The following is a 23,292-nucleotide window of genomic DNA, read 5'->3' as shown; positions in this document are numbered from 1 at the left end:
CCTCAGCGCTTGATTGCCGCGATCCGGGCCAGCATCTCGTCTGGCACTGGATGGTTGGGATAGGCGGCGCGGAACTTGGTCCACTCGGCCAGCGCGTCGTTTTTCAGGTCGGCCTTGAGCATGGCGTCGATCACCGACAGCCAGTCGCGCGCACGCTTGGCGTGCGCAGCTTCCTGATCGGCGCGCGGCGCGGCCGCGTCATCCTTTGCCGCGCGTGCCGTACGGCTCAACGGCGCAACATTCCCGGCGATCCGCTCGGACTGAGTCGCGAAATTGCGCTCCGCGTCGGCAACCACACGTTCCGAGGGCGGAGCAGCCTTTGCTTTCATTTGGGGCAGGTCCGCCGTGGCTTCCGCCACAGCGGGCGGCGGCGCTGGTGGCGCCGCTGCGATCGTTGGCGGCGCTGATTGTAACGACGGCGCGGGAGCACTCACCACTGGTGGCGCTTGCTCCGCTGCCGGTGCCGCGACAATCGCCACCGGCGCTGCCGGTCGCGCCGACGGCGCCTCCGCAGGCGCCACGGGTTGTGGCGGCACGGGCGTCATCTCGGCAATCACCACTGGCGGTGGCTCTGGCGCCATCGCCGCGGCAGGCCGCTCGTGTTCCACCTCCGCTGCCACCATCGCGTTTTCCATCGGTGCCGCGCCACCCCGGTACAGCTGGTGTCCCAGTACCCCGGCGAGCACGCCCGCCGCAATTCCGGCCGGTATGCGCCAGCGCCTGCCCAGGCCCGGCGCCAGCCGTGGCGACGCCTCGCCGCCGGTGGCGTCATTGGCCGCGGCCGGACGCGCCTCTTGCGCCAGCCCGGCTTTCACATAACCGAGGATCGCCGCATCGAGCTGCGCTCTGGAAGCGGGCTGGGTCAACCCCTGCAGACGGCGCGACAGATCGTCTTCCCCACGCAGGAAGGCGTCGAACTGCTCGTCGCTCATGTCATCGTTGTTCACTCAGGCTCCCTTCGCGCAGTTTCCGCATGGCGTAGCGCAACCGGCTCTTGACCGTTTCCACCGGCGCTGCCACCACGGCGGCGATATCTTCAAGGCTCATGCCGCAAAACTGCTGCAGTACCAGCGCCTCTTTCTGCTCGCTCGGCAAACCGGCCAGCGCCAGGTGCAGGCTGTCGTGCTGCTGCTTGTGTTCCAGCGCGACTTCGGGCGAAACCACATCCTGCGCCGCATCGGCCAGCGAGTCAAATACGTCGCGGCCATCCGTGCCGCTCCCCAGTTCCGCGGCCAGCAGCGGTTGCTGCTGGCGCAGCAGGTCGAGCAGGCGATTGCGGGCGATCTGGAACAAATAGGTGCGAAACGCCGCCTGCGGCTCATAGCGGCTGCGCGCATGATGCAGGTTGATCCAGCTGTCCTGCACGATCTCGTCGACCCAGTCCGCGCGCGGCGAACGCCAGGCGACGAAGCGGTACAGGCCCGCGTGGTGACGGCGATAGAGCTCCTCGAAGGCGACCAGGTCGCCATCGCGGTAGCGCAGCATCAGCTGCTCGTCTTGTAAGGTGGCGGGCATGTGCGGCCATTGTATGGCCTGCCCTGTGAATACGCAATTGCCGCGGCGTGAATGCCGCGGCAATGCGATGGTGGGAATTTTACTTGATGCTTACTGCCAGCCGCCGCCCAGGGAGCGGATCAGTGCCACGGTTGTCACGGCGCGGTCGCCGCGCAGCTGGACCGCATTGCGTTCTACCGCCGCCAGGTTGCGCTGGGCGTCGAGCAGGTCCAGATAGCTCGAACGGCCCGCCTGGTACAGCTTCTGCGCCAGGTCGGCCGAACGGCGTGCCGACACCACCGCCGCGTCGATCTGCTCGGTCTGGCCAGCCAGGATGCGCAGGCCGGCCAGGTTGTCCTCGACTTCGGCAAAGGCCACCAGCACGTTCTGGCGATAGGTGGCAACCGACTCCTCCAGCACCGCCTCGCTGCGCGCGATATTGGCCTTGTTGCGGCCACCGTCGATGATCGGCATCGACAGCAGCGCGCCCAGCACCCACGAACGCGCGCTCCAGTTGAACAGATTGCCGCCGCTGCCGGATTCGGTACCCAGGCCGCCGGTCAGGCTCAGGGACGGGTACATCGCCGTCTTGGCCACGCCGATGCGGGCGTTCGCGGCGATCATCGCGCGCTGGGCGGCGGTGATGTCGGGACGGCGCTCAAGCAGCTTCGATGGCAGCCCGGCCGGAATGGCCGGCAGCAGCGCCGATTCCACCAGCGGGTTGACGTCGGCGCTGAACATGGCCGCCGGTTTCCCCAGCAGCACCGCCAGAGCGTGTTCGTACTGCACGCGCTGACGCTGCAAGCCGATCGCCTCGGCCTTCACCGTCGACAGTTCGGTCCTGGAGCGGGCCAGGTCGAATTCGCCGATGTCGCCATTGTCGTAACGGCTCTGGTTCACCTTCACGCTTTGCGTGCGCAGGTCGACCGTGCGCGCCAGGGTCGCCAGTTCGGCGTCCGTTTCGCGCAGCTTGAAGTAGGTCTGTGCCACGTCGGCCTGCAAGGCCAGCAGCACCGACTTGTAAGTCGCCTCGGACGCCTCGGCATCGGCGCGCGAGGCGCTGACATTGGCGGCCACGCGGCCGAACAGATCGAGCTCGTAGCTGGCCGTCAGCCTGGCCTGGTACACATTGCCAGGAGCGACCGCCGCATCGTCGGCCAGGCCGCGCGACACGCCGGAATTGCGGCTGCGCTGCGCACCCATGCCCGCCCCCACCTGCGGCGAACGGTCCGCCGCGGACAGGCCGGCCAGCGCCCTGGCCTGCTTCACGCGCGCCGCGGCCACCGCCAGGCTGGCATTGGCGTCGGTCGCTTCCTTGATCAGCGCCGTCAGGTTGGCGTCGTTGAACGCCAGCCACCACTCGCCGCGCGCCTGCCCTTCGGCCGGCTGCGCCACCTTCCAGCGCGTGCCGTCGGCCGCTTGCAGCGGTTCGGACGACTCCTTGAAGCTCGATGGCATGTCGAGCGCCGGCGCTTTCAGTTCCGGCACGCTGGAACAGGCCACCAGCAGCAGCGCCGCCAGCAGGGGCGCGATGCGCCTGGTGATAGTTCTCGTCATATCAGTCATTACACTGCTCCTTCCAGATGCGCAGGCACTGCCACGCTTGATTTCTTTTCCATCTTCTTGGCGAAGGTACGCAGCAGCACGTAGAACACCGGCGTGAGGAACAGACCGAAGAAGGTCACGCCCAGCATGCCGCCGAAGACCGCCACGCCCATCGCATGGCGCATCTCGGCACCGGCGCCGCTCGAAAACACCAGCGGTACCACGCCCATGATGAACGCGATCGACGTCATCAGGATCGGACGCAGACGCAGGCGGCACGATTCCAGCGCGGCTTCGACGATGGTGCGGCCATGGTCTTCGAGTTCGCGGGCGAATTCGACGATCAGAATCGCATTCTTCGACGCCAGCCCCACCAGCACGAACAGCGCGATCTGGGTAAAAATGTTGTTGTCGCCACCGGTCAGCTTGACGCCAACGAGTGCGCACAGGATCGACATCGGCACGATCAGGATCACCGCCAGCGGCAGGGTCCAGCTTTCGTACTGGGCAGCGAGCACCAGGAACACCAGCAGTACGCACAGCGGGAATACCAGCACCATCGTGTTACCCGACAAAATCTCCTGGTAGGTCAGTTCGGTCCATTCGTACGACACGCCTTTCGGCAGCACTTCGGCAACGATCTTCTCGAGGGCAGCCTGCGCCTGGCCCGACGAGACGCCCGGAGCCGGGCCGCCGTTCATGTCGGCCGACACGTAGGCGTTGTAGCGCTGCACGCGGTCAGGGCCATAGGTATCCTTGATGCGCATCAGCGACGACAGCGGAATCATCTCGCCCTTGTCGTTACGGACCTTGAGCTGGGCAATCTGGTCGGCATGCGAACGGAACGGCGCGTCGGCCTGCACGCGCACCTGGTAGGTACGGCCAAACTGGTTAAAGTCGTTCACGTACAGCGATCCCAGATTGATCTGCAAGGTCTGGTAGATCGTCGTCAGCGGCACGCCGAGCTGCTTGGCCTTGACCTTGTCGACGTCCGCGAACAGCTGCGGCACGTTGATCTGGAAGCTCGAGAACACGCCGGCGAGCTGCGGGTCCTGCCAGGCTTTCATCTGCACCGCCTGCGTCGCCTTGTACAACTCGTCGTAGCCCACGTTGCCGCGGTCCTCGATCATCATCTTGAAGCCGCCCACCGTGCCAAGGCCATTGACCGGCGGTGGCGGGAACACCATGATGAAGGCGTCCTGGATGGCGCCCAGGCGCTTATTGACCTCCGCCGCGATCTCGGGACCCGACAGGCCCTTGCCGGTGCGCTCTTCGAACGACTTGAGCGTGACGAACACGATGCCCGCGTTTGGCGCATTGGTAAAGTCGTTGATCGACAGGCCAGGGAAGGCGATCGACGATTCCACGCCGGGGACCTTGGCCACGATGTCGGACATCTTGCGGATCACGGCATCGGTACGGTCCAGCGAGGCCGCATCGGGCAGCTGGGCGAAACCGACCAGGTACTGCTTGTCCTGGGCCGGCACGAAGCCGCTCGGCACCGCCTTGAACATGAACACGGCGGCCACGGCCAGCACGGCGTACACCATCAGCGAGATGCCCTTGCGTTTCAGGACGATATTCACACCACCTTCATACTTGGTCGATGCGCGGCCGAAGAAGCGGTTGAACCAGGCGAAGAAACGGCCGAACAGCTTGTCCATCACGCGCGTCAGTCGATCTTTCGGCGCATGGTGCGGCTTGAGCAAGGCGGCGGCAAGCGCCGGCGACAGGGTCAGCGAGCTGAATGCCGAAATCACGGTCGAAATGGCGATCGTCAGCGCGAACTGGCGATAGAACTGGCCCGACAGGCCGGCCACGAACGCAATCGGCACGAACACGGCGCACAACACCAGCGCGATGGCGATGATCGGACCGCTCACCTCTTTCATGGCCTGGACCGTCGCGTCGCGCGGCGTCAGGCCGGCTGCGATATTGCGTTCCACGTTCTCCACCACGACGATGGCGTCATCGACGACGATACCGATGGCCAGCACAAGCCCGAACAGCGACAGCGTGTTGATCGAAAAGCCGAAGCCCAGCATCACCGCAAAGGTGCCGATGATCGATACCGGCACGGCCAGCAGCGGAATGATCGATGCGCGCCAGGTCTGCAGGAAGATGATCACGACCAGCACCACCAGTGCCACCGCTTCGAGCAGGGTATGGATCACCGATTTGATCGATGCGCGCACGAACTGGGTCGGGTCGTATTCCACGCTGAAGTCGACGCCCTCGGGGAAATCTTTCTTCAGTTCCGCCATTTTGGCGCGTACGTCGGACGACAGCTGCAGGGCATTGGCGCCCGGCGCTTCGAAAATACCGATGGCGGCGGCCGACTTGTTGTTCAGCAGAGCGCGCAAGGAATAGGAATTCGATCCCAGCTCAAGCCGCGCCACATCCTTCAAGTGGGTAATGGCGCCGTCGGAACCGGTGCGCACGATGATGTCGCCGAATTCCTCGACCGAGGTCAAACGGCCCTGGGTGTTGACGGTCAGCTGGAACTCGGCGCCTTTCGACGGCGAGGCGCCGATCACGCCGGCCGCGACCTGCACGTTCTGTTCGCGCACCGCGGCCACCACGTCGGACGCGGTCATGCCGCGCGCCGCCACCTTCTGCGGATCGAGCCAGATGCGCATGGCGTAGTCGCCCGCGCCGAACAGCTGGGTGTCGCCCATTCCCGGGATACGGGCCAGCTGGTCCTTCACGTTCAGCACCGCGTAATTACGCAGGTAGACGTCGTCGTAGCGGCCCGTTGGCGAAACCAGGTGAACCACCATGGTCAGGTTGGGCGAGCTTTTCACGGCGGTCACGCCGATCTGGCGCACTTCCTCGGGCAGGCGCGGCAAGGCACGCTGGATGCGGTTCTGCACCTGCGACTCGGCCTGTTCGACGTCGGTGCCGACCTTGAACGTCACGGTCAGCATCAGCGAGCCGTCGGACGTATTCTGCGACGACATGTACAGCATGTTTTCGACGCCGTTGATCTGCTCTTCCAACGGCGCGGCGACGGTTTCGGCGATCACTTTCGGGTTCGCGCCAGGATACTGCGCACGCACCACCACCGATGGCGGCACCACGTCAGGGTATTCGGAGATCGGCAGTGCGAAGATCGACAGCAGGCCGGCCACGAATATGATGATCGACAGGACGGCCGCGAAAATCGGCCGATCGATAAAGAATCGTGAAAAGTTCATGTGAATTATTCCTTGGTTTTAGCCGATGCGTCGGCGACCTTCAGCTCGGGCTCGGGCTTGACCTCGGCGGATTTCGGTTCCGCTGCCTTGGTATCGTCCGCCTTCGCTTGCGGCGTCTTGCTGTCCTGGTCCATCGCCACGATCTGGGCCGTCACCGGCGCGCCCGGCTGCACGCGCTGCAGGCCGTTGACGACGATCTTCTCGCCCGGCTTGACGCCGCTGCGCACCACGCGCAGGCCGTCGATGGACGGGCCGAGCGTCACGGCGCGGTATTCGGCCTTGCTGTCGGCGCCGATCACGTAGACGAATTTGCGGTTCTGGTCGGTGCCGATGGCGCGGTCGCTGATCAGGACCGTCTTCGCTTGCGTGCTGTCGCTGCCGCTCAGCTGAACGCGTGCGAACAGGCCGGGAACGAGCGTGTTGTCGGTATTGTCGAACATGGCGCGCATGCGCACGCTGCCGGTGGCCGAATCGAGGCGGTTGTCGACGAATTCGAGCTTGCCTTCGTGCGGAAAGCCGCTTTCGTTGGCCAGGCCGATCTTGACCGGCACCGTCGCGCCCTTCTGGGCCACGCGGCCGACGCGCAGGTAGGTATCTTCGTCGCCGTCGAAGGTGGCGTAGATCGGATTGCTCGACACGACCGAGGTCAGGATCACCGTGCCATCGACCAGGTTACCGGTGGTGACTTCGGCTTTCGAGACGCGCCCGCCGATCGGCGCGTGCACATTGGTGTAGCTCAGGTTCAGGCGCGCCGCTTCGAGCGAGGCCTGGGCCGCGCGCACGTTGGCGTCCAGTTCCTTCAGGCCCGAGGCCTTTTCGTCGAACTCGCGCTGCGCGATCGCCTTGTCGCCCAGCAGGCGCTCGGCGCGGGCCAGTTCCAGCTTGGCCAGGTCGGCGCGCGCGCGGGCCGAGCTGACGGCCGCTTCGGCGCGATTGGCTTCGGCCTGGTACGGACGCGGGTCGATCACGAACAGGATATCGCCCTTCTTGACGACGCTGCCCGGCTTGAAGTTCACCGACGTGATGAAGCCATTGACGCGCGCCCGGATGTCGACGCGGTCGACCGCTTCCAGGCGGCCCGAAAACTCCTGGGTCTCGTTGACCGAGCGTTCGATCACGGTGGCGGCGGTGATCGGCGGGCCTGCCGGCGCGGCCGGCTGGGCCTTGCTGTTCGCATCTTCACAACCGGCCAGCGCCGCCAGCCCCGCCAGTGCCATCGCGGCGGCCAGCGGCCGGGCGAAGGTCATTAATCGATTAGTGGTTTTCATGTTATTCCTCTTAATGATGAAAATATTTAATGAATCAGGCGGTAAGCGAGGCTACAGCGACCTGCGGTCTTGCAAAAGGCGAAAAGGGTCCGTACGCTGCGGCGAGGGTCTCTCAGCGCAGCTGCACGGTATTAACTGGTGATGGCGTTACTGGTGACGCGCTATGTCAGGATGGGCTGGGCGGGGCGTCCAGGCCGCGTAAAAAATGTCCGATTTCATGCAGCGCAACGGCCTTGCAGGCACATTCGTTGCGCGCGGCCGGGTCTTGCAGCGGCGCTGGCGCCATCCGCTTGACCGTGGTGGTGACGCCGCAGGTAGTCAGCTTGGCGCCGTATTGTTCAGCCTCGTCGCGTAATGGATCGTCTTCGGCCGACAGGATCAGGGCCGGCGGCAGGTTCTTGAGCCGGCTCGATTGCAGCGGCGACGCATACGGGTGCGTGCGGTCGGCGGCATTGGGCAGGTAGCCGCGGTAGCTCGCGGCGCAGCTGTCGGCCACGCCGGCCTGGCTGGCGTCCTGCGGAATCTCGCGCATCGAGCAGGTCGACAGGCCCGGGTCGAGCATCGGCATGATCAGGATCTGGCCGGCCAGTGCCGGGCCGCCCCGGTCGCGCGCAATCAGCGTGCACACGGCGGCCAGATTGGCGCCTGCCTCGATCCCCGACACCACCAGGCGCTTGCCGCTCCATCCCAGCTTGGCCTTGTGCTTCTTGGCCCAGGCCAGCACCGCGTGCGCATCTTCGGCGGCGGCGGGAAACGGCCGCTCGGTCGCCAGTGTGTAGCACGATGCCAGCACCAGGTACTGCGTCGAGCAGCTGGCAAGGTGGCGCAGGAATTCGTCGGCGTCATCGAGGTCGCCGCCGACAAAGCCGCCGCTGTGGAAGAACACGATCAGGCCATCCTTTTTGGCGCCTGCGTCGCCGCCCGCATACAGACGCGCAGCCAGCGGGCCTTCGGCCCCCGCAACCTCCAGGTCGCGGATTTTCAGCTGCACCGGCGCGTCCACGGGATTCATTCCGCCACTCCGGCTTCTTCATCGGCGCTGGCCATCAGCGCGCCGCCGAACAAATCATGTGCGAGTGCGTCAAAACCGACGCTCTCGGCGCTCGCCGCCTGCGGAAACTGGTCGGTCAGGGCGGTACCTGTCAGCGTCAGCATCGCCATCGCGAGTGTCGCGACCATCATGATTGCTTTTTGATAACGCATAAAAAGTTCCCCTTTCCTTCCAGTTGTCCCTACATCCTTTGATGCAGTACGGTCACTTTAAACTTGTTCTACAATCTGATAAAGAGGGCAAGAGCGAATTGATTGTTCAGGATTCTGAACAATACGGAGGAATATGAATAAATTGCAAGCGATGGAGGTGTTCGTGCAGGTGGTCGACGCCGGGGGATTCACGCGCGCGGCGGAAAACATGCAGCTGCCCAAGGCCACCGTCTCGACCCTGGTGCAGGCGCTGGAACTGGCGCTCGAAGTGAAGTTGTTGCACCGCACAACGCGCCATGTGAGCGTGACCGCCGACGGCGCCGCCTATTACGAGCGCTGCCTGCGCATCCTGTCGGACGTGCGCGAAGCCGAGGAATCGCTCTCGCGCAACCGCGCCAATCCGAGCGGACGGCTGCGGGTGGATGTATCGAGCGGCATCGCCAACGACCTCCTGATTCCCGCGCTGTCCGACTTTTTCCATCGCTACCCGGACATCCGCGTCGACCTCGGATGCAGCGACCGTCCGGTCGACCTGATCGAAGAAGGCGTCGATTGCGCCATCCGCGGCGGCAACCTGCCCGATTCGGCGCTGATCGCGCGCCGTGTCGGGGTTCTGCATTTCGTCACCTGCGCCACGCCCGCCTACCTGAACCAGCACGGGCGGCCCACTCACCCGAACGACCTGGCCAGCCATCGCTGCATCAACTACTTTTCCACCAAGACCGGCAAGACCTACGACTGGGATTTCGCGCGCGGCGATGAAGCGATCAACATCGCGGCGCCCGCCTGCCTGGCCGTGAACGATTCGACCGCCTATATGAGAGCGGGCATGCAGGGGCTCGGGCTGGTGCAGATGTCGAGCTTCATGGCCGAATCGATGGTCGCCGCCGGCACGCTGGAAATCGTTCTCGCCGACTGGACCAGCACCCCGCTGCCGATCAACGTGGTGTACCCTCAGAACCGCCACCTGTCAGCCAAGGTGCGCGTGTTCGTGGAATGGGTCGCCGACCTGTTCCTCACCTATCCACAACTCCAACTGCAAAGGCTCTGACATGCATACGATCGTTTTTCTGGACCGCGACAGTCTCAACGCCCATGTGCGCCGCCCCGCGTTCGGGCATGTGTGGCGCGAGCACGCCGCCACCGACGCCGGCGATGTGGTGGAGCGACTGCGCGGCGCCACGATCGCCATCACCAACAAGGTCGCGCTGAGGGCTGCCGACATCGCGCAGTTGCCGGACCTGAAAATGGTCGCCATTTCCGCCACCGGCACCAACAACGTCGATCTCGACGCCTGCCGCGCACGCGGCATCGTGGTGTCGAATATCCGCGATTATTCGCTGGTGTCGGTGCCGGAGCACTGTTTCAGCCTCATTCTCGCCCTGCGCCGCAATCTGAAGGCGTACGGTGCCGACGTGGATGCGGGGCACTGGCAAAGGTCGAGCCAGTTTTGCCTGCTTGGCCATCCGATAGCCGACCTGGCGGGCAGCCGCCTCGGCATCGTCGGCTACGGGGCGCTCGGCAAGAAGGTGGCGGCCATCGGGCGCGCTTTCGGCATGCGCGTCTGCGTGGTCTCGCGCTCGAAGGTGGAGGACCCTGAGGTCGAGGTGGTCACGCTCGACGAACTGCTGCGCATCAGCGACGTGGTCAGCCTGCACCTGCCGCTGACCGCGCAGACGGCCAACATGATCGGCGCGGAGCAGCTGGCGCGCATGAAGCCTGGCGCCCTCCTGATCAATACGGCGCGCGGCGGCCTGGTGGACGAAGCGGCGCTGGCCCGGGCGCTGAGCGACGGCGTGATGGGCGGCGCCGGCTTCGATGTACTGAGCACGGAGCCGCCATCGCCGGACAATCCGCTGCTGGCCTTGCGGCTGCCGAATTTCATACTGACGCCGCACGTGGCCTGGGCCAGCGCCGGCGCGATGCAGACCCTGGCCGATATGCTGATCGATAACGTGGAGGCGTTCGAGGCCGGCAAACCGCTTAACGTGGTCTGATACGCGCCGCGGGACCGACCGGCCTTAAAACGTCCCCGGCAACAGAATTCGCTTGTCGACGTCATTCACATCGCGCAGGCCGCAAAACGCCATCGTCAGATCGAGTTCGTTACGGATGATCTCCAGGCACTTGGTCACGCCCTGCTCGCCCATCGCTCCCAGCCCATAAAGAAACGGCCGTCCGATATACACGCCCTTGGCGCCAAGGGCCAGCGCGCGGATCACATCCTGCCCCGAGCGCACGCCGCCATCCATGTGCACCTCGATGCGCTTGCCCACCGCGTCCACGATGGCCGGCAGCGCGCCGATGCTCGACTGGGCGCCATCGAGCTGGCGTCCGCCGTGGTTCGACACGATCAGCGCATCGGCCCCGGAGTCAAGCGCCAGGCGCGCATCTTCGGCATCCATGATGCCCTTGATGATCAGCTTTCCGCCCCAGCGCTGCTTGATCCATTCCACATCGGCCCAGGACAGCGCCGGATCGAACTGCTGCGAGGTCCAGGCCGACAGCGACGACATGTCCGACACGTCGCTGGCATGGCCGACGATATTGCCGAAGCCGCGCCGCGGCGTGCGCAGGATGCCCATGCACCAGCGCGGCTTGGTCATCAGGTTCACGATATTGGCCAGCGTCATTCTGGGCGGCGCCGTCATGCCGTTGCGGATATCCTTGTGGCGCTGGCCCAGCACCTGCAAGTCGAGCGTGAGCACCAGCGCCGAGCAATGCGCCGCCTTGGCGCGGTCGATCAGGCGGTTGATGAATTCGCGGTCCTTCATCACGTACAGCTGGAACCAGAACGGCTTGGTGGTATGGGCCGCCACATCCTCGATCGAACAGATGCTCATCGTCGACAGGGTGAACGGCACGCCGAAGCGTTCGGCGGCGCGCGCGGCCAGGATTTCGCCGTCCGCATGCTGCATGCCGGTCAGGCCGGTCGGTGCCAGCGCCACCGGCATCGCCACCTCCTGCCCCACCATCGTGGTGCGCGTGGTGCGGTCGACCAGGTTGACCGCCACCCGCTGGCGGAATTTGATCTTCGCAAAATCGTCGCTGTTGGCGCGGTAGGTCGATTCGGTCCACGAACCGGCGTCGGCATAGTCGTAAAACATGCGCGGCACGCGCTTGCGCGCCAGTACCCGCAAATCTTCAATCGTCGTGATGATGGTCATGCAATCCTTGTTGGTGTCGTGCTTGTCGTATTCTATGCCGCCAGTGGCGCCACGCACAGCGGCAGGTCGATGAAGAAGGTCGTGCCCCGCTCGGCACTGCTCTCGACGCGGATGCTCCCCTCCAGCAGCGACGTGACGATGTTGTAGGTGATATTCAAACCCAGTCCCGAACCGCCCTGCCCCATCTTGGTCGTGAAAAACGGATCGAAGATGCGCGCCTGGTGTTCGGCCGGGATGCCCACGCCGTCGTCATGGAAGGTCACCAGCACCCGCTCCGTGCCCTGCCGCGTGGCCGTCACCGTCATCGCCCCGCCGCTGCGGCCCTCGAACGCATGCAGCATCGCGTTATTAATCAGGTTGATCATCACCTGCCCGAACGGTCCCGGATAGCTCTCCATCTCGATGTCCGGCTCCACCTCCAGCTCCAGCGTGTGGCCGGCCTTGCGCACCTGGTTCATCATGGTGGCGATGATTTCGTGCGTCGCCTGCTCCAGATGAAAGCGGCGGCGCTTCGCGCTGGCCTGGTCCACCGCCACCTGCTTGAAGCTGTTGAGCAGGTCGGCCGCATTGAACAGGCTGCGCATGATCAGCTCCGACGCCTCCTGCGACGCATCGATGAATACCTTCAGTTCTGAGCGGCGGATGCTGGCGCCGTCGAACTTCTGCGCGATCTCGGTGGTCTTTTCCTGCAGCGTGCTGGCCATCAGCAGGCTGTTGCCGATCGGGGTATTCAATTCATGCGCCACGCCGGCTACCAGCGAACCGAGTGCCGCCAGCTTTTCCTGCGACACCAGCTGCGTTTGCGCATCCTGCAGCTGGCGATAGGCGTCGGCGTTATCGAAGGCCACGCCGACGTACGAGGCGAGCGTGCGCAGCATGTCGAGGTGAATGCGCTCGTAGGCATTCTCGACGTAGCTATGCACCGACACCACCCCCAGCATGCGGCCGTTGACCGCGATCGGCACGTACAGCAGCGAGCGCGGTGGCGTCGGCAGCGAGCCGTCTTCGAGCGTGCCCAGATTGTCTTCGCTGGACGTGAGCGACAGGTCGGTAATGTAGTTGCCGTACTCCTTTTCCAGGTCATTGATGAAGACATCGCGCTCGTTCACGATGCACCACACCGCAAGCTGGTTCGGATTGTCCATGCTGCGCGAATACGGCGCATAGCGCTTGCCGCCCTCGATCGCAAACGGATAGTCGATGCTGGCGCGCTCGGGACGATACAGGCCGATGCCGAACACGCTCGCATCCATCAGCTCATTGACGTGCGCATACAGCATCAGCATGATCGATTCGCTATCGAGTTTGGCGGTCAGCTTGCGCCCGATCTCGCTCAGGAGCGCGATGTTGCGGTGCGCGTGTTCGACTTCCACCTTCTGGCGTTCGACCGAGTCCTTCTGCAGCTGCAATTCGGCGGTGCGCGTACCGACCTGGCGCTCCAGCAGGGATTTTTGCTGCACCAGCGCGCGCACCCGCACGCGCATCAGCGCATAGCCCAGGCCAAGCCCCAGCACCGCCAGCAGCATGCGGAACCACCACGTTTTCCAGGCCGGCGGCGTGATGGTGATCGCCAGCGCGGTGGGCGCCTCGCTCCATACCCCATCCTTGTTGCTGGCCCGGACCCGGAACACGTAATTCCCCGGATCGAGATTGGTATAGGTGGCGAAGCGCTTGCCGGCGTCGGTGCTGACCCAGCCCTGGTCGAAGCCTTCGAGCTGGTAAAGGTAGCGGTTGCGCTGGGGATCGGCAAAATGCAGGGCTGCGAATTCGAGCGACAGCACCGTGTCGCGGTACGACAGCGTGATCGATTTGGCGTCCTCGATCGGACCGTCGAAATCGATGCCATCGAGCTTCTGGCCCGTGCGCAGGGGGCGGTTGAAGATCAGGAAGTCGGTGATCGCCACCGCCGGCGGGTAGGGGTTTTCGCGGATCGCCTCGGGCCGGAACGAGGTCAGTCCGTTGATGCCGCCGAAGTGCAGGCTGCCGTCGCCCAGGCGCGCCGCCGAGCCGACAAAGTACGAGCCATCGGTCAGGCCATCCTTGGAGGTGTAGCGCTTGACCTGGCCGTTGGACGGGTCGAGGCGCGCCATGCCGGCGGTGCTGCTGACCCACAGCATGCCCGCATCGTCTTCCAGGATGGCGCCGATCGGATCGGAAGCGGCCGCGCCATTGAGCGCGAAAAAGCGAAAGCGCACCTGCCCGTCCGCACCGGTTTCGACCCGGTGCAGGCCGCCCGCCGTGCCCACCCAGAGCTGGCCCTTGCGCGACTCGAACAGATAATAGATACGGCTGTGGCGCAGGCTGGCCGGATCGGCCGGGTCGTAGCGGTAATGGGTAAAGCGGCTGGTGGCCCGGTCGAGCCGTTCGAGGCCGTTGTCGGTGCCGATCCAGATGAAGCCCTGGCGGTCTTCCAGCATCGCGAAGCCATGGTTGTCGCCCAGGCTGTGCGGGTTGTCCGGATCGTGGTGCCAGCCGCTCCGGTTGCCGGTGGCCGGATCGTAGCGCAGCACGCCGCCGCGCGTGAGCACCCACAGCATGCCGGCGCGGTCGATCATCAGGCGCTGGATGTACGACGTGGTGGCGTCGCTGCCGATCGGCAGCGGCGTGGAGCGCCCGCTTTGCTTGTCCATCCACGACAAGCCGGTGGGCGTGCCTACCCACACGCGATCGGGCGCCACCGCCAGCGCGGTCACCAGCTGGCCGGGAAGCAGGCGCGTGACCTTCGCACTGGCCACGTCCACCCGGTTGACGCCGCCGCCGGTGGTGCCCAGCCACAGGGTATCCTTGCCGTCGGCGGCAATGGTGCGGATCTTGTTCGAACTGAGGCTGGCGGGATCGTCCGCGATATGCGCAAGCCGGTTGAAGCCGCCGCTGGCGATATCGACCCGGTTGATGCCGCCGAACCAGCTGCCGACCCACAGCGTGCCGCTGCGGTCGAGGAAGCTGGCCGCAATCCGGTTATCCGACAGCGAATGGCGGTCCAGCGGCTGGTGGCGGTAGCTGACAAACCTGTCGCCGGCGCTATCGCGCCAGAGCAGGCCATCGAGTTCGGTGCCGACCCACAGGCCGCCCTTGGGATCGTGATACAGCGACACCACGCGCACCGCGCCGACGCCGTCTTCCTTGCCGATCTGGCGCCGTGCCGGCGCGGCCCCGCCCAGCCGCCACGCGTGCAGGCCGGCGCCGGTGCCGATCCATAAAGTGCGGTTCGGTCCGAGCGAGAGCGACAGCACCTGGTTGCGCGCAGCCTCCTGCGGCGCGGCGAGGGTGAAGCGCTCGAACCGCCGCGCGCCCGGCGCGAGCCGGTCCAGGCCACGCGCGGTGCCGATCCACAGGCTGCCGTCGGTATCGCGCGCCAGGGCGTTGACCCGGTCGTCGCTCAGGCTGGCCGGGTCGGCCGGATCGTGGCGCGTGGTGGCAAAGCGGCCGGTGGCCGGATCGAAGTGCTTGAGCCCTTCGCCGGTGGCCAGCCACAGGCCGCCGCGCCCGTCGCTGACGATGGCCGACACCACGCGGTTGTTCAAGCCGGCCGAGGCACTGCCGGCGCTGGCGTAGCGGACAAATTTTTGCGTGCTGCGCTCGTAGCGGATCAGGCCACCCTTGGTACCGAACCAGAGGCGGCCCTGCTCATCCTCGTAGGAAGCGGAAACGTAGTTGTCGGCGATGCTGCCAGCATCGGCGGGGTCGTTCTTGAAGACGGTCATGCGGTAACCGTCATAGCGGTTCAGGCCCGCCTGGGTGCCGAACCACATGAAGCCCTGGCGGTCCTGCAGGATGCTTTGCACCGTTTCCTGCGACAGGCCCTGTTCGAGGCCGATATGCTCGAAGCGCAGGCTGCGCACCGGGGACGCCGGCGCCGCGCCAATGCACGCCACCCCCAGCAGCCAGGCAAGGGCCAGCCGGAGCAGCGTCGCGTTCGGGCGGGTGGTGACTCGGAGCTTCATTCGTGCATTCCACACAGCAATAGGAGTAATCTAACAGATGCCCGGCCGGGGATGAAAATTACTTGCTGTTGTCCTCTTTATGTTTCCCCTCTGGACAAACAACCCAGGCGCCCCTACAATAGCGCCTTCTTCGGAAATGCAAGCGATCTGAAGAGTGGTAGAAGCACCAGGAAGAACGAGCCAGCAAATCAAGGGTTCCGAAAACAAGGTGAAGCTGCTACAATCTTTGCTTATGCGGCTGTAGCTCAGTTGGATAGAGTACTTGGCTACGAACCAAGGGGTCGTGGGTTCAATTCCTGCCAGCCGCACCAAAATTCGTATTGACGAAGGGCCTGCAAAAAAATTTGCAGGCCCTTTCTCTTTGTGGAGCCTTTTTTTATTCGGCTGTTGCTTGCAATATCTTCCGGAAGATTTGGCAAATAAAAAATACGCTGCTATAATATTCGCTTACGCGGCTGTAGCTCAGCTGGATAGAGTACTTGGCTACGAACCAAGGGGTCGTGGGTTCAATTCCTGCCAGCCGCACCAAAATTCGTCATGATGAAGGGCCTGTAAAGAAATTTGCAGGCCTTTTTTCTTTGCGGCGCCGTTTTATTATTCGGCTGTTTCCCGCAAGATGCTTGGGAAGATTTGGCAAATCCGAAATACGCTGCTATAATCTTTGCTTATGCGGCTGTAGCTCAGTTGGATAGAGTACTTGGCTACGAACCAAGGGGTCGTGGGTTCAATTCCTGCCAGCCGCACCAGAAATTCGTCAGGACGAAGGGTCCGGGGAGAAATCCCCGGACCCTTTTTCTATTATGAATCGGCGATCTAGAAAGAGCGGGTGACGGTGAGCACCAGCCCATTGCGCGAGCGGACCCTGTCGCCCGTTCTGGCGTAGGCGCCCTGCTCCGCATGCAGCGCATCCCACGCCGCCTGCAGTTTCCACGCCTCGATGCTCACGCCGATGCCGATGCGTCCGTCGAGCCGCGTGCCGGAGGTATAGCGCGGCACCGCCGACACCGCGCGCAAATAGCCCACGCGCGCGAACAGGCCCACATCGTCGCTCAAGGCCAGGCCGCCATTGACTTCGCTGTACACGGTGCGCATCGCCGTGCCCATGTACGCGGGCGAATACGACACGCGGCCGCTTAGCCGGTCGCTGCCCAGTCCCAGGTAGACTTCGCGGTAGTTCAGGGCCGACATGGTGGTGAAGGTATGGTTCGTCCCGCCGGCTTCCCACGAGCCGCCCGCCGCCATCCGCCGCGCATAGCCGGCGTAGCCGATCGCGTACAGGCCGCGCGAGGTGCCGCTCATCTTGAGCATGGATGCGAACGTGCCCGCATACCAGCCGCTGCGCGTGTCGAACGAGAGATTGAACTGGGGGACCGGGTCGCCCTTGCTGTAGCCGACGCCGCGGTAATAATAATCGGAGACCACCGACATGCTGCCGCTGGCCTGGGCGCGCGCGTCGGCGCCAGCCACGCAGCACGCAAGCGCGAGCGCCAGACGCCATCTACGCAACGACACCCCCGCGCCCAGCGGCGTGGTTCAGGGCAGGCGGACGATTTTTGGCGGCGTGACCTCGACGCAAACGCATGTACATTTTCCTGTGAGGCGGGTGACGGTGGCGCAGAGGTTGATGCCGCCCGGCTGCACCACGATGCTCGAGCGGACCTGCGGCAAGGTGAGCCCGGGACGCAGCTCGCTCAGCACGGCCATCATGCCAGAGATATGCGCCGCTGAATAGGAGGACCCCGAGACCATGCCCCAGCGCGCACCCGGCGCCGCCGTCGGGATGTCGCGCCCGGGCGCCATCAGCACCTGTGCGGACAGCTGCCGGCTGCTGTCGGCCGCCACCGCGAACACGCCGGGGTGCGACGCCGGAAAGCCGCCGTCGGCACTGGCCGCGTCCACCGCTCCCACCACCCGCACGCCGCGCGCGCAGGCCACGTCGATCAGTTCGCGCAGCAGCCGGTCCGCCGGCCCCGACAAACTCAGGTTGATCACCTGCGCGCCGTGCATCAGCGCGAAGTTGAGCGCCTTGGCCAGGGTAAAGCTGTTGCAGCGGGTGGCGCCGCTGGCGATCTGCCAGCAAGCGCGCAGCGCCATCAGGCGCGCGTCCGGCGCCACGCCCTCGATCCCGACCCCGTTGCCGGCCAGCGCCGCGATCACCGCAGCCACGCCGGTGCCATGCGTTTCGGCGGCATAGGGCCGGCCGTCGACGAAGTTTTCCTGGAAGGCGATCTGCCCGGCCAGGTCCGGATGATCGGCCTCGACGCCGCTGTCGATCACCGCCACCAGCACCTTGCGCCCGGTGGCGGCCTTGCGCACTTCGCCCAGTTGCCATTGCAGCGCGGCCGGCTGCACCGGATACAGCGGGTCGTTGGCCTGGGCCGAAAAGGTGTTGATCGCTTGCGCCCAGTCGACCCGGGCGTCGCGCGAGAGCGCTTCGACGATCTTGCCCGGCTCGGCGCCGGCCGGTTCGGCCATGCGGTAGCAGTCCACGTTCAGGGCCGGCATCGGCCAGCCTTCGAGGATGGTCAGGCCATGTTCGCGCGCCAGCGCTTCGGCGATGCGGCGCCGCGCCAGGCGTCCGGCGTCGTCGCGATAGTTGGCGCCGTAGGAGACGTCGGGCCGGAAGTGCGGTGCCGGCAAATGCAGCATCACGAGGATCTGGCGCGTTTCGCCCTGTTCCGCGGCCGGTGCCGCTGGCACCGGCGGCGCGTCCTGCCCGCCGGCGCGGCAGGCCACTGTCATCGTCAGCAGCAGCGCCGCCAGCAGATAACGCATCACGGTGCGCTCCGCGGCGTGAGCGCTTCGGCCAGCTGCACCGCGGGATCAGCCCTGAGCGCCGCCAGCGCGCCGGCCTGGCGTTCTTGCGGCGCGCCGAGCACGAAAGCGCCGGTGACGGTCGGCCCGTCGACCACGCGCGCACCGCTGGCCTGCAGGATGCGCTGCACGTCGCGCAGGCTGGCGTCGGGACGGAACATCACCACCATGGCGCCGGCCGGCGCCTTCGCGCCGTTACTCAGTGCCTGGTAGCCGTCGTCCTTGGCGCCGGGCGCGATCACCTGGAAAGCCATCAACGCAATCAGCGCGCCCTGCCCCGCCAGCGCCCATGGCATCCAGCCGCCGCCAAGCCAGGCGCGCAAGCCGCTGGCAGCGGGAGGTGCGGCGCGCTCCTGGGCGCCCAGACGCGGCATCAGCCGCGCCAGCGCCCGTTCCGGATCGAGGCCGGACGGCTCGCCCGGCGCCGCCGCATGCAACTGGCGCTGCCATTCCACTTCGCCCGCGCACTGGGCGCAGTGCGGCAGGTGCGCGCGCACGCTTTCCGCCTCGGCGTCGTCCAGGGTGCCGTTGACGAACCACGGCAGCAAATCACGCATCGCCTGGTGCGATGCGCTGGTCGGTTCTTGGTTCAGGTTCATAAGAGTTCTTCCTGATGTGCGGACAGCAGCACCCTGAGGCGCTGCCGCGCATGAAACATCCGCGTTTTCACGGTATTGACCGGGCAACCCATCGTCTCGGCGATTTCCTGGTAGCCCATGTCGTGGTAATAAGTGAGGGTGACAACCACCCGCTGTTCGAGCGAGAGCGCCTTGAGCGCCTCGCCCACCCCCTGCTGCAACTGCTGCTGGGCGATGGCGTGCTCCGGCTCCTGGCGCACGTCGCCCGCTTCCAGCTCAAAATTCGATTCGACCGGCTCGTCGCGCATGTTGACCGCCTTCAGTCCCTGCCGGTAGGCGATGGCGAACACCCAGGTCGACACCTTGCAGCTATGGTCGAACGTATGCGCCTTCTGCCACACCACCAGCATGGTGTCGTTGACGATCTCCTCGATCAGCGCGCCGTTGCGCACCATCCGGTCCAGAAAGCGCGCCAGCCGTCCGAAGTAGATCCGGTACAGGGCCTGGAAGGCGTCCCGGTCCCCTCCCGCGATCAGGGCAATCAACGCCGTCTCGCCGCTGCCGGCCGGCGTGGCCGGCGCGCCCGCGACCCGCGCTCTCCATTGTTTAAGCATCCTGCGATTTTCTCCAATTATGCGGTGAATACTTGCTCGCGGCGAAAAGGTTCATGCTGCCGAGAAAAAAATATGGCGTTCCAGCCCTGGGAGCGATTCTACACGTGGCTATTTTTACAAAATATTCTGTAAAAGCATTGAACCTTTTATGCACGGGCTCGTATTGACCGAGCAACAAGACCACCTCAAGACCGACCAAGGATCCGCATTTTGCTTGCCCTCCCCGCTTTGTGCGGCCCCCAATTGCTCGATCACTCGGCGGCCAGCCTGTTTCGCCTGCTGCTGCTCGCGCCGCTGCTGGAAGAATGGATTATGCGCGCCGGCCTGCAGGAATGGCTGATGCGCCGGCGCCGGCATGCGGCGCTGGTCCTGGGCGTGCCGGCGCTCGCATTCAGCCTGCTGCACGTGGCCTCGGGCTGGCAGGCGATGGCGGCGGTGTTGTTGCCCGGTCTCGCATCCGGACTGCTTTACCGCCGCTGGCGCGACTGGCGGCTGTGCGCCCTGGTCCACGCGCTATGTAACGGTTTCGCACTGAGTTTTTGCAGTTTCAGCACCTATTAAACTATCAACCAGGAGTAGCAATGACGGGATTTCGACTGAACCAATCCGGCCTTGGCGCCGGACTGTGCGCACTGATGGCAATCGGCCAGGCCCACGCGGCTGATGCCGTGCACGGCAAAAGCCTGTACCTGAACGGCCCGCCCAGCGGCGGCGCGGCCTGCGCCCGCTGCCACAGCGCCTCGCCGGCAGCGAACGTCAGCAATATCCTGAGCGCAGCCGATAATCCGGCCGCCATCAGCGCCGCGATTGCCGCCAACAGGGGCGGCATGGGCAATATCTACGCCGGCAAATTCAGCGCCGTCGACCTGGCCGACCTGGCGGCCTTTATCGGCAACCCGGGCGTGATCGCGGCGCCGGTGGCGAGCCTGAACCCGTCCAGCCTCACCTTCAGCGGCACCGTCCTTGGCCAGACCAGCAGCTCCCTGAGCGCCACCCTGGCCAACACCGGCTCCGGCGCGCTCACTATCGACACCATCGGCGTGACCGGCGCCGCCGCCGCCGATTTCAGCGTGGCCGGCGGCACCTGCGCCCCCGGCGGCGCGGTCGCCGCGGGCGCCGATTGCACGGTGCTGGTCAGCTTCAAGCCGGCTACTGCCGGCGTGCGCAGCGCCACTCTGGCGGTGGCCCACAACGGCACCGGCGGCACCAGCAGCGTGGCCCTGAGCGGCACCGGCAGCGCATCGCCCCAGTCCACCATCGGCGTGTCGGCCACCAGCGTCAATTTCGGCGCACTGGCCACCAACGTGGCGTCCGCACCCCAGAGCATCACGGTCAGTAACAGCGGCCAGACCGCGCTGACCCTGAGCGCCATCACGCTGGCGGGCGCCAGCGGCGCCACCTTCACGCTGGGCGGCGACTGCGCGGTGAACAAGCCGCTTGCGAACGGCGCCAGCTGCGCGCTGACGGTACGGGCGCAGCCCACCGCCAACGGCCCGTTCTCGGGCAATCTGAACCTGGTGTCGAATGCCGCCAACGGCAACGTGACCATCGGCCTGGCCGGCAGCGGCGCCAGCGCGGCGGCGGCGGCAAGCGCCACGCCGAGCGTGCTCGCTTTCGGCAGCCAGACCATCGGCGCGGCCAGCGCAACGCAGAACGTCACGCTGGCCAATACCGGCAACGTGGCACTCACATTCTCCTCGATCGCCGTCAATGGGTCCTCCGCCATCAGCGTGGCGCCGGGTACTCACTGCGGCGCTGCGCTGGCGCCGGGCGCCACGTGCAGCGTGCCGCTGGTGTTCGCGGCGGCGGCCGAAGGCGCGGTGTCGGCCACGCTGGTGGCCAGCTACAACGGCGGGTCGGTGCAGGTGGCCGTCAGCGGCGCCGGCACCACCGCCGCTGTCGCCACGCCAACCCTGTCGGACGCCGGTCCCATCGGCTTCGGCGAGATCCAGGTCGGTAAAAGCGCAGCGCCGCACACGACGGTGCTGCGCAATCCCGGCACCGCCGCGCTCAAGATCGCGACCCTGGTGATCGATGGCGCCAATGGCGGCGACTTTATCCTCGGCGGCTCGTGCGCCGTCAACGGCACGCTCAGCCCCGCCGGCAGCTGCACCATCGATACCAGCTTCAAGCCGGGCGCACCGGGCGCGCGCAGCGCCAGCCTGCTGCTGGTCACCGACGGCGGCACGCAGTTTTCGCTGCCGCTCACCGGTACCGGCACCGCCATCGCCGCGGCGCCGGCACTCACGCTGGCCCCGCAATCGTTCGACTTCGGCGCCGGTGCGGGATCCAAACGCTTCACGCTCAGTAATGCCGGCACCGCGGCCATCAGCCTGTCGTCGGCGAACTTCAGCGGGCCATTCGCGCGCGTGGCTGACGCCAGCGGCTGCCCGGCCTTGCCGTTTGCGCTGCAACCGGGGGCGTCGTGCGACCTGGTGATCGGCTACACCCCGGCCACGGCGGGCGCCAGCAACGGCAGCGTCGTGCTGCAGGCGGATGGCGGCGGCAGCTGGACCATCGCGCTGGCCGGGCAGGCCGCGGCCACGCCGGTCAACGCGCCGCCGGCACAAAACCGGGGCGGCGGCGGCTGTTCGTCGGTGCGCGGCGGCAGCGATCCGATGCTGGCCCTGCTGGCCCTGATGGCGGCCGCCGTCCTCTTCTGGCGCCGGCGCAATCCGGCGCAGTCCTGACCGATCACTTTAGGAACTGGCATGAACAACTTCAAACGTAATACCCGCGCACTGGCCGCGTCCCTCGTCCTGGCGCTGCTGGCGGTGCCGGCAAGCGCGCTGGAAGCGGGCAAGCCCGCACCGGCGTTCGACCTCGCGGGGCCCGATGGCGCGGTCAAACTCGATAAATACGCCGGCAAGGTGGTGTATGTCGACTTCTGGGCATCGTGGTGCGGCCCGTGCCGCCAGTCGTTCCCGTGGATGAACGACATGCAGGCCAAGTACGGCGCGCAGGGCCTGCAGATCGTCGGCGTCAACGTCGACGCCAAGGTGGAAGACGCGCGCGCCTTCCTGGCAAGCACGCCGGCCAGGTTCGCGATCGGCTTCGATCCGGCCGGCGCCACGCCGCGCAGCTACGGCATCAAGGGCATGCCGAGCAGCGTCCTCATTGGCGCGGACGGCAAGGTGCTGTTCGAGCATAGCGGCTTCAAGGCGGCCGACCGCGAGGAGCTGGAAACCAAAATCAAGGCTGCACTGGGAGCGAAAAAATGACAATGACGATCATGACCCTGCTGCGCGCCGGCGCCCTGGCGGCGCTGGCCGCCGGCGCCACCGGCTGCTCGGCCATCACCCCGGTGCAAGCCTGGGAAAAAGGCACGCTGGCCAAGCCGGAAATGCTGATGGAAGGCGATGGACTCGAAACGCGCTTCAATGAACATATTTATGCGAGCCGCGAGGCGGCGTCCGGCGGCAGCGGTGTCGGCGGCGGCGGCTGCGGTTGCAACTGAGAGGAATGAAC

Annotated in this window: 19 protein-coding genes and 3 tRNA genes; 9 read left to right on the top strand and 13 right to left on the bottom strand. The window is 65.7% G+C overall.

Going from position 1 to position 23,292, the window contains the following annotated elements:
- Positions 1–2: 2 nt before the first annotated feature.
- The 7 genes from RBA41_RS00445 to RBA41_RS00415 form a co-directional block, all read right to left on the bottom strand.
- Entirely contained in the window at positions 3–947 is a 945-nt protein-coding gene (locus RBA41_RS00445; protein WP_306619894.1) for a hypothetical protein, read from the bottom strand.
- Positions 934–1,515, bottom strand: a complete 582-nt coding sequence (locus tag RBA41_RS00440; protein WP_306619892.1) for a sigma-70 family RNA polymerase sigma factor — start codon at positions 1,513–1,515, stop codon at positions 934–936. Before RBA41_RS00440 ends, RBA41_RS00445 begins: the two co-directional genes overlap by 14 nt.
- A gap of 90 nt (positions 1,516–1,605) precedes the next feature.
- A complete protein-coding gene (locus tag RBA41_RS00435) occupies positions 1,606–3,051 on the bottom strand; it encodes an efflux transporter outer membrane subunit (RefSeq protein WP_306620626.1) in 1,446 nt (481 codons plus the stop codon).
- A gap of 8 nt (positions 3,052–3,059) precedes the next feature.
- Positions 3,060–6,236, bottom strand: a complete 3,177-nt coding sequence (locus RBA41_RS00430; protein ID WP_306619890.1) for an efflux RND transporter permease subunit — start codon at positions 6,234–6,236, stop codon at positions 3,060–3,062.
- 5 nt (positions 6,237–6,241) lie between these two features.
- A complete protein-coding gene (locus RBA41_RS00425; protein WP_306619888.1) occupies positions 6,242–7,504 on the bottom strand; it encodes an efflux RND transporter periplasmic adaptor subunit in 1,263 nt (420 codons plus the stop codon).
- Positions 7,505–7,670: 166 nt separating this feature from the next.
- Positions 7,671–8,516, bottom strand: a complete 846-nt coding sequence (locus tag RBA41_RS00420) for an alpha/beta hydrolase (protein WP_306619886.1) — start codon at positions 8,514–8,516, stop codon at positions 7,671–7,673.
- Positions 8,513–8,707, bottom strand: coding sequence for a hypothetical protein (locus RBA41_RS00415; RefSeq protein WP_099878658.1), 195 nt, complete (start codon positions 8,705–8,707; stop codon positions 8,513–8,515). The genes RBA41_RS00420 and RBA41_RS00415 overlap by 4 nt, the downstream gene beginning before the upstream one ends.
- A 133-nt stretch (positions 8,708–8,840) precedes the next feature.
- Here RBA41_RS00415 and RBA41_RS00410 point away from each other — a divergent pair, with 133 nt between their 5' ends.
- Both RBA41_RS00410 and RBA41_RS00405 read left to right on the top strand, forming a co-directional pair.
- Positions 8,841–9,758, top strand: coding sequence for a LysR family transcriptional regulator (locus tag RBA41_RS00410; RefSeq protein WP_306619882.1), 918 nt, complete (start codon positions 8,841–8,843; stop codon positions 9,756–9,758).
- A gap of 1 nt (position 9,759) precedes the next feature.
- Positions 9,760–10,704, top strand: coding sequence for a D-2-hydroxyacid dehydrogenase (locus tag RBA41_RS00405; protein WP_306619880.1), 945 nt, complete (start codon positions 9,760–9,762; stop codon positions 10,702–10,704).
- A 24-nt stretch (positions 10,705–10,728) separates the two neighbouring features.
- Here RBA41_RS00405 and RBA41_RS00400 read toward each other — a convergent pair whose 3' ends face one another.
- Both RBA41_RS00400 and RBA41_RS00395 read right to left on the bottom strand, forming a co-directional pair.
- Positions 10,729–11,874: an alpha-hydroxy acid oxidase gene (locus tag RBA41_RS00400; protein WP_306619878.1), complete on the bottom strand. Its 1,146-nt coding sequence runs from the start codon at positions 11,872–11,874 to the stop codon at positions 10,729–10,731.
- A 32-nt stretch (positions 11,875–11,906) separates the two neighbouring features.
- A complete protein-coding gene (locus RBA41_RS00395; RefSeq protein ID WP_306619876.1) occupies positions 11,907–15,818 on the bottom strand; it encodes a two-component regulator propeller domain-containing protein in 3,912 nt (1,303 codons plus the stop codon).
- A gap of 234 nt (positions 15,819–16,052) precedes the next feature.
- Here RBA41_RS00395 and RBA41_RS00390 point away from each other — a divergent pair.
- From RBA41_RS00390 to RBA41_RS00380, 3 genes are all read left to right on the top strand, one after another.
- Positions 16,053–16,129: transfer RNA gene (locus RBA41_RS00390), tRNA-Arg, on the top strand.
- Between the two features lie 140 nt (positions 16,130–16,269).
- Positions 16,270–16,346, top strand: a tRNA-Arg gene (locus tag RBA41_RS00385).
- Positions 16,347–16,487: 141 nt separating this feature from the next.
- Positions 16,488–16,564, top strand: a tRNA-Arg gene (locus RBA41_RS00380).
- Between the two features lie 67 nt (positions 16,565–16,631).
- Here RBA41_RS00380 and RBA41_RS00375 read toward each other — a convergent pair.
- Genes RBA41_RS00375 through RBA41_RS00360 form a run of 4 tightly spaced genes read right to left on the bottom strand, consistent with a single transcriptional unit; the run spans position 16,632 to position 19,824 of the window.
- A complete protein-coding gene (locus RBA41_RS00375) occupies positions 16,632–17,324 on the bottom strand; it encodes a TorF family putative porin (protein WP_306619874.1) in 693 nt (230 codons plus the stop codon).
- Positions 17,325–17,351: 27 nt separating this feature from the next.
- Entirely contained in the window at positions 17,352–18,593 is a 1,242-nt protein-coding gene (locus RBA41_RS00370; protein ID WP_306620624.1) for a S8 family peptidase, read from the bottom strand.
- Positions 18,593–19,231, bottom strand: a complete 639-nt coding sequence (locus RBA41_RS00365; RefSeq protein WP_306619872.1) for a zf-HC2 domain-containing protein — start codon at positions 19,229–19,231, stop codon at positions 18,593–18,595. The genes RBA41_RS00370 and RBA41_RS00365 overlap by 1 nt, the downstream gene beginning before the upstream one ends.
- Positions 19,228–19,824 (bottom strand): RNA polymerase sigma factor, encoded by a 597-nt coding sequence (locus tag RBA41_RS00360; protein WP_306619870.1) that lies wholly within the window; start codon positions 19,822–19,824, stop codon positions 19,228–19,230. The genes RBA41_RS00365 and RBA41_RS00360 overlap by 4 nt, the downstream gene beginning before the upstream one ends.
- Before the next feature lie 210 nt (positions 19,825–20,034).
- Between RBA41_RS00360 and mrtJ the strand changes: the two genes are divergently transcribed.
- From mrtJ to RBA41_RS00340, 4 genes are read left to right on the top strand one after another with little or no spacing between them, the layout of a single operon-like run.
- Entirely contained in the window at positions 20,035–20,385 is a 351-nt protein-coding gene (gene mrtJ, locus RBA41_RS00355; RefSeq protein WP_306619868.1) for a JDVT-CTERM system glutamic-type intramembrane protease MrtJ, read from the top strand.
- Positions 20,386–20,405: 20 nt separating this feature from the next.
- Positions 20,406–22,514, top strand: a complete 2,109-nt coding sequence (locus RBA41_RS00350) for a choice-of-anchor D domain-containing protein (RefSeq protein WP_306619867.1) — start codon at positions 20,406–20,408, stop codon at positions 22,512–22,514.
- Between the two features lie 21 nt (positions 22,515–22,535).
- Positions 22,536–23,045 (top strand): TlpA family protein disulfide reductase, encoded by a 510-nt coding sequence (locus tag RBA41_RS00345; RefSeq protein WP_306619865.1) that lies wholly within the window; start codon positions 22,536–22,538, stop codon positions 23,043–23,045.
- Positions 23,042–23,281: a DUF4266 domain-containing protein gene (locus tag RBA41_RS00340; protein WP_306619863.1), complete on the top strand. Its 240-nt coding sequence runs from the start codon at positions 23,042–23,044 to the stop codon at positions 23,279–23,281. The genes RBA41_RS00345 and RBA41_RS00340 overlap by 4 nt, the downstream gene beginning before the upstream one ends.
- Positions 23,282–23,292 lie beyond the last annotated feature (11 nt).

This window comes from Massilia scottii (assembly GCF_030846495.1).
Taxonomy (GTDB): domain Bacteria; phylum Pseudomonadota; class Gammaproteobacteria; order Burkholderiales; family Burkholderiaceae_D; genus Telluria_A; species Telluria_A violaceinigra.
Note: the sequence above shows the minus strand (reverse complement) of the source record. Positions and strands in the feature narration are given on the sequence as shown.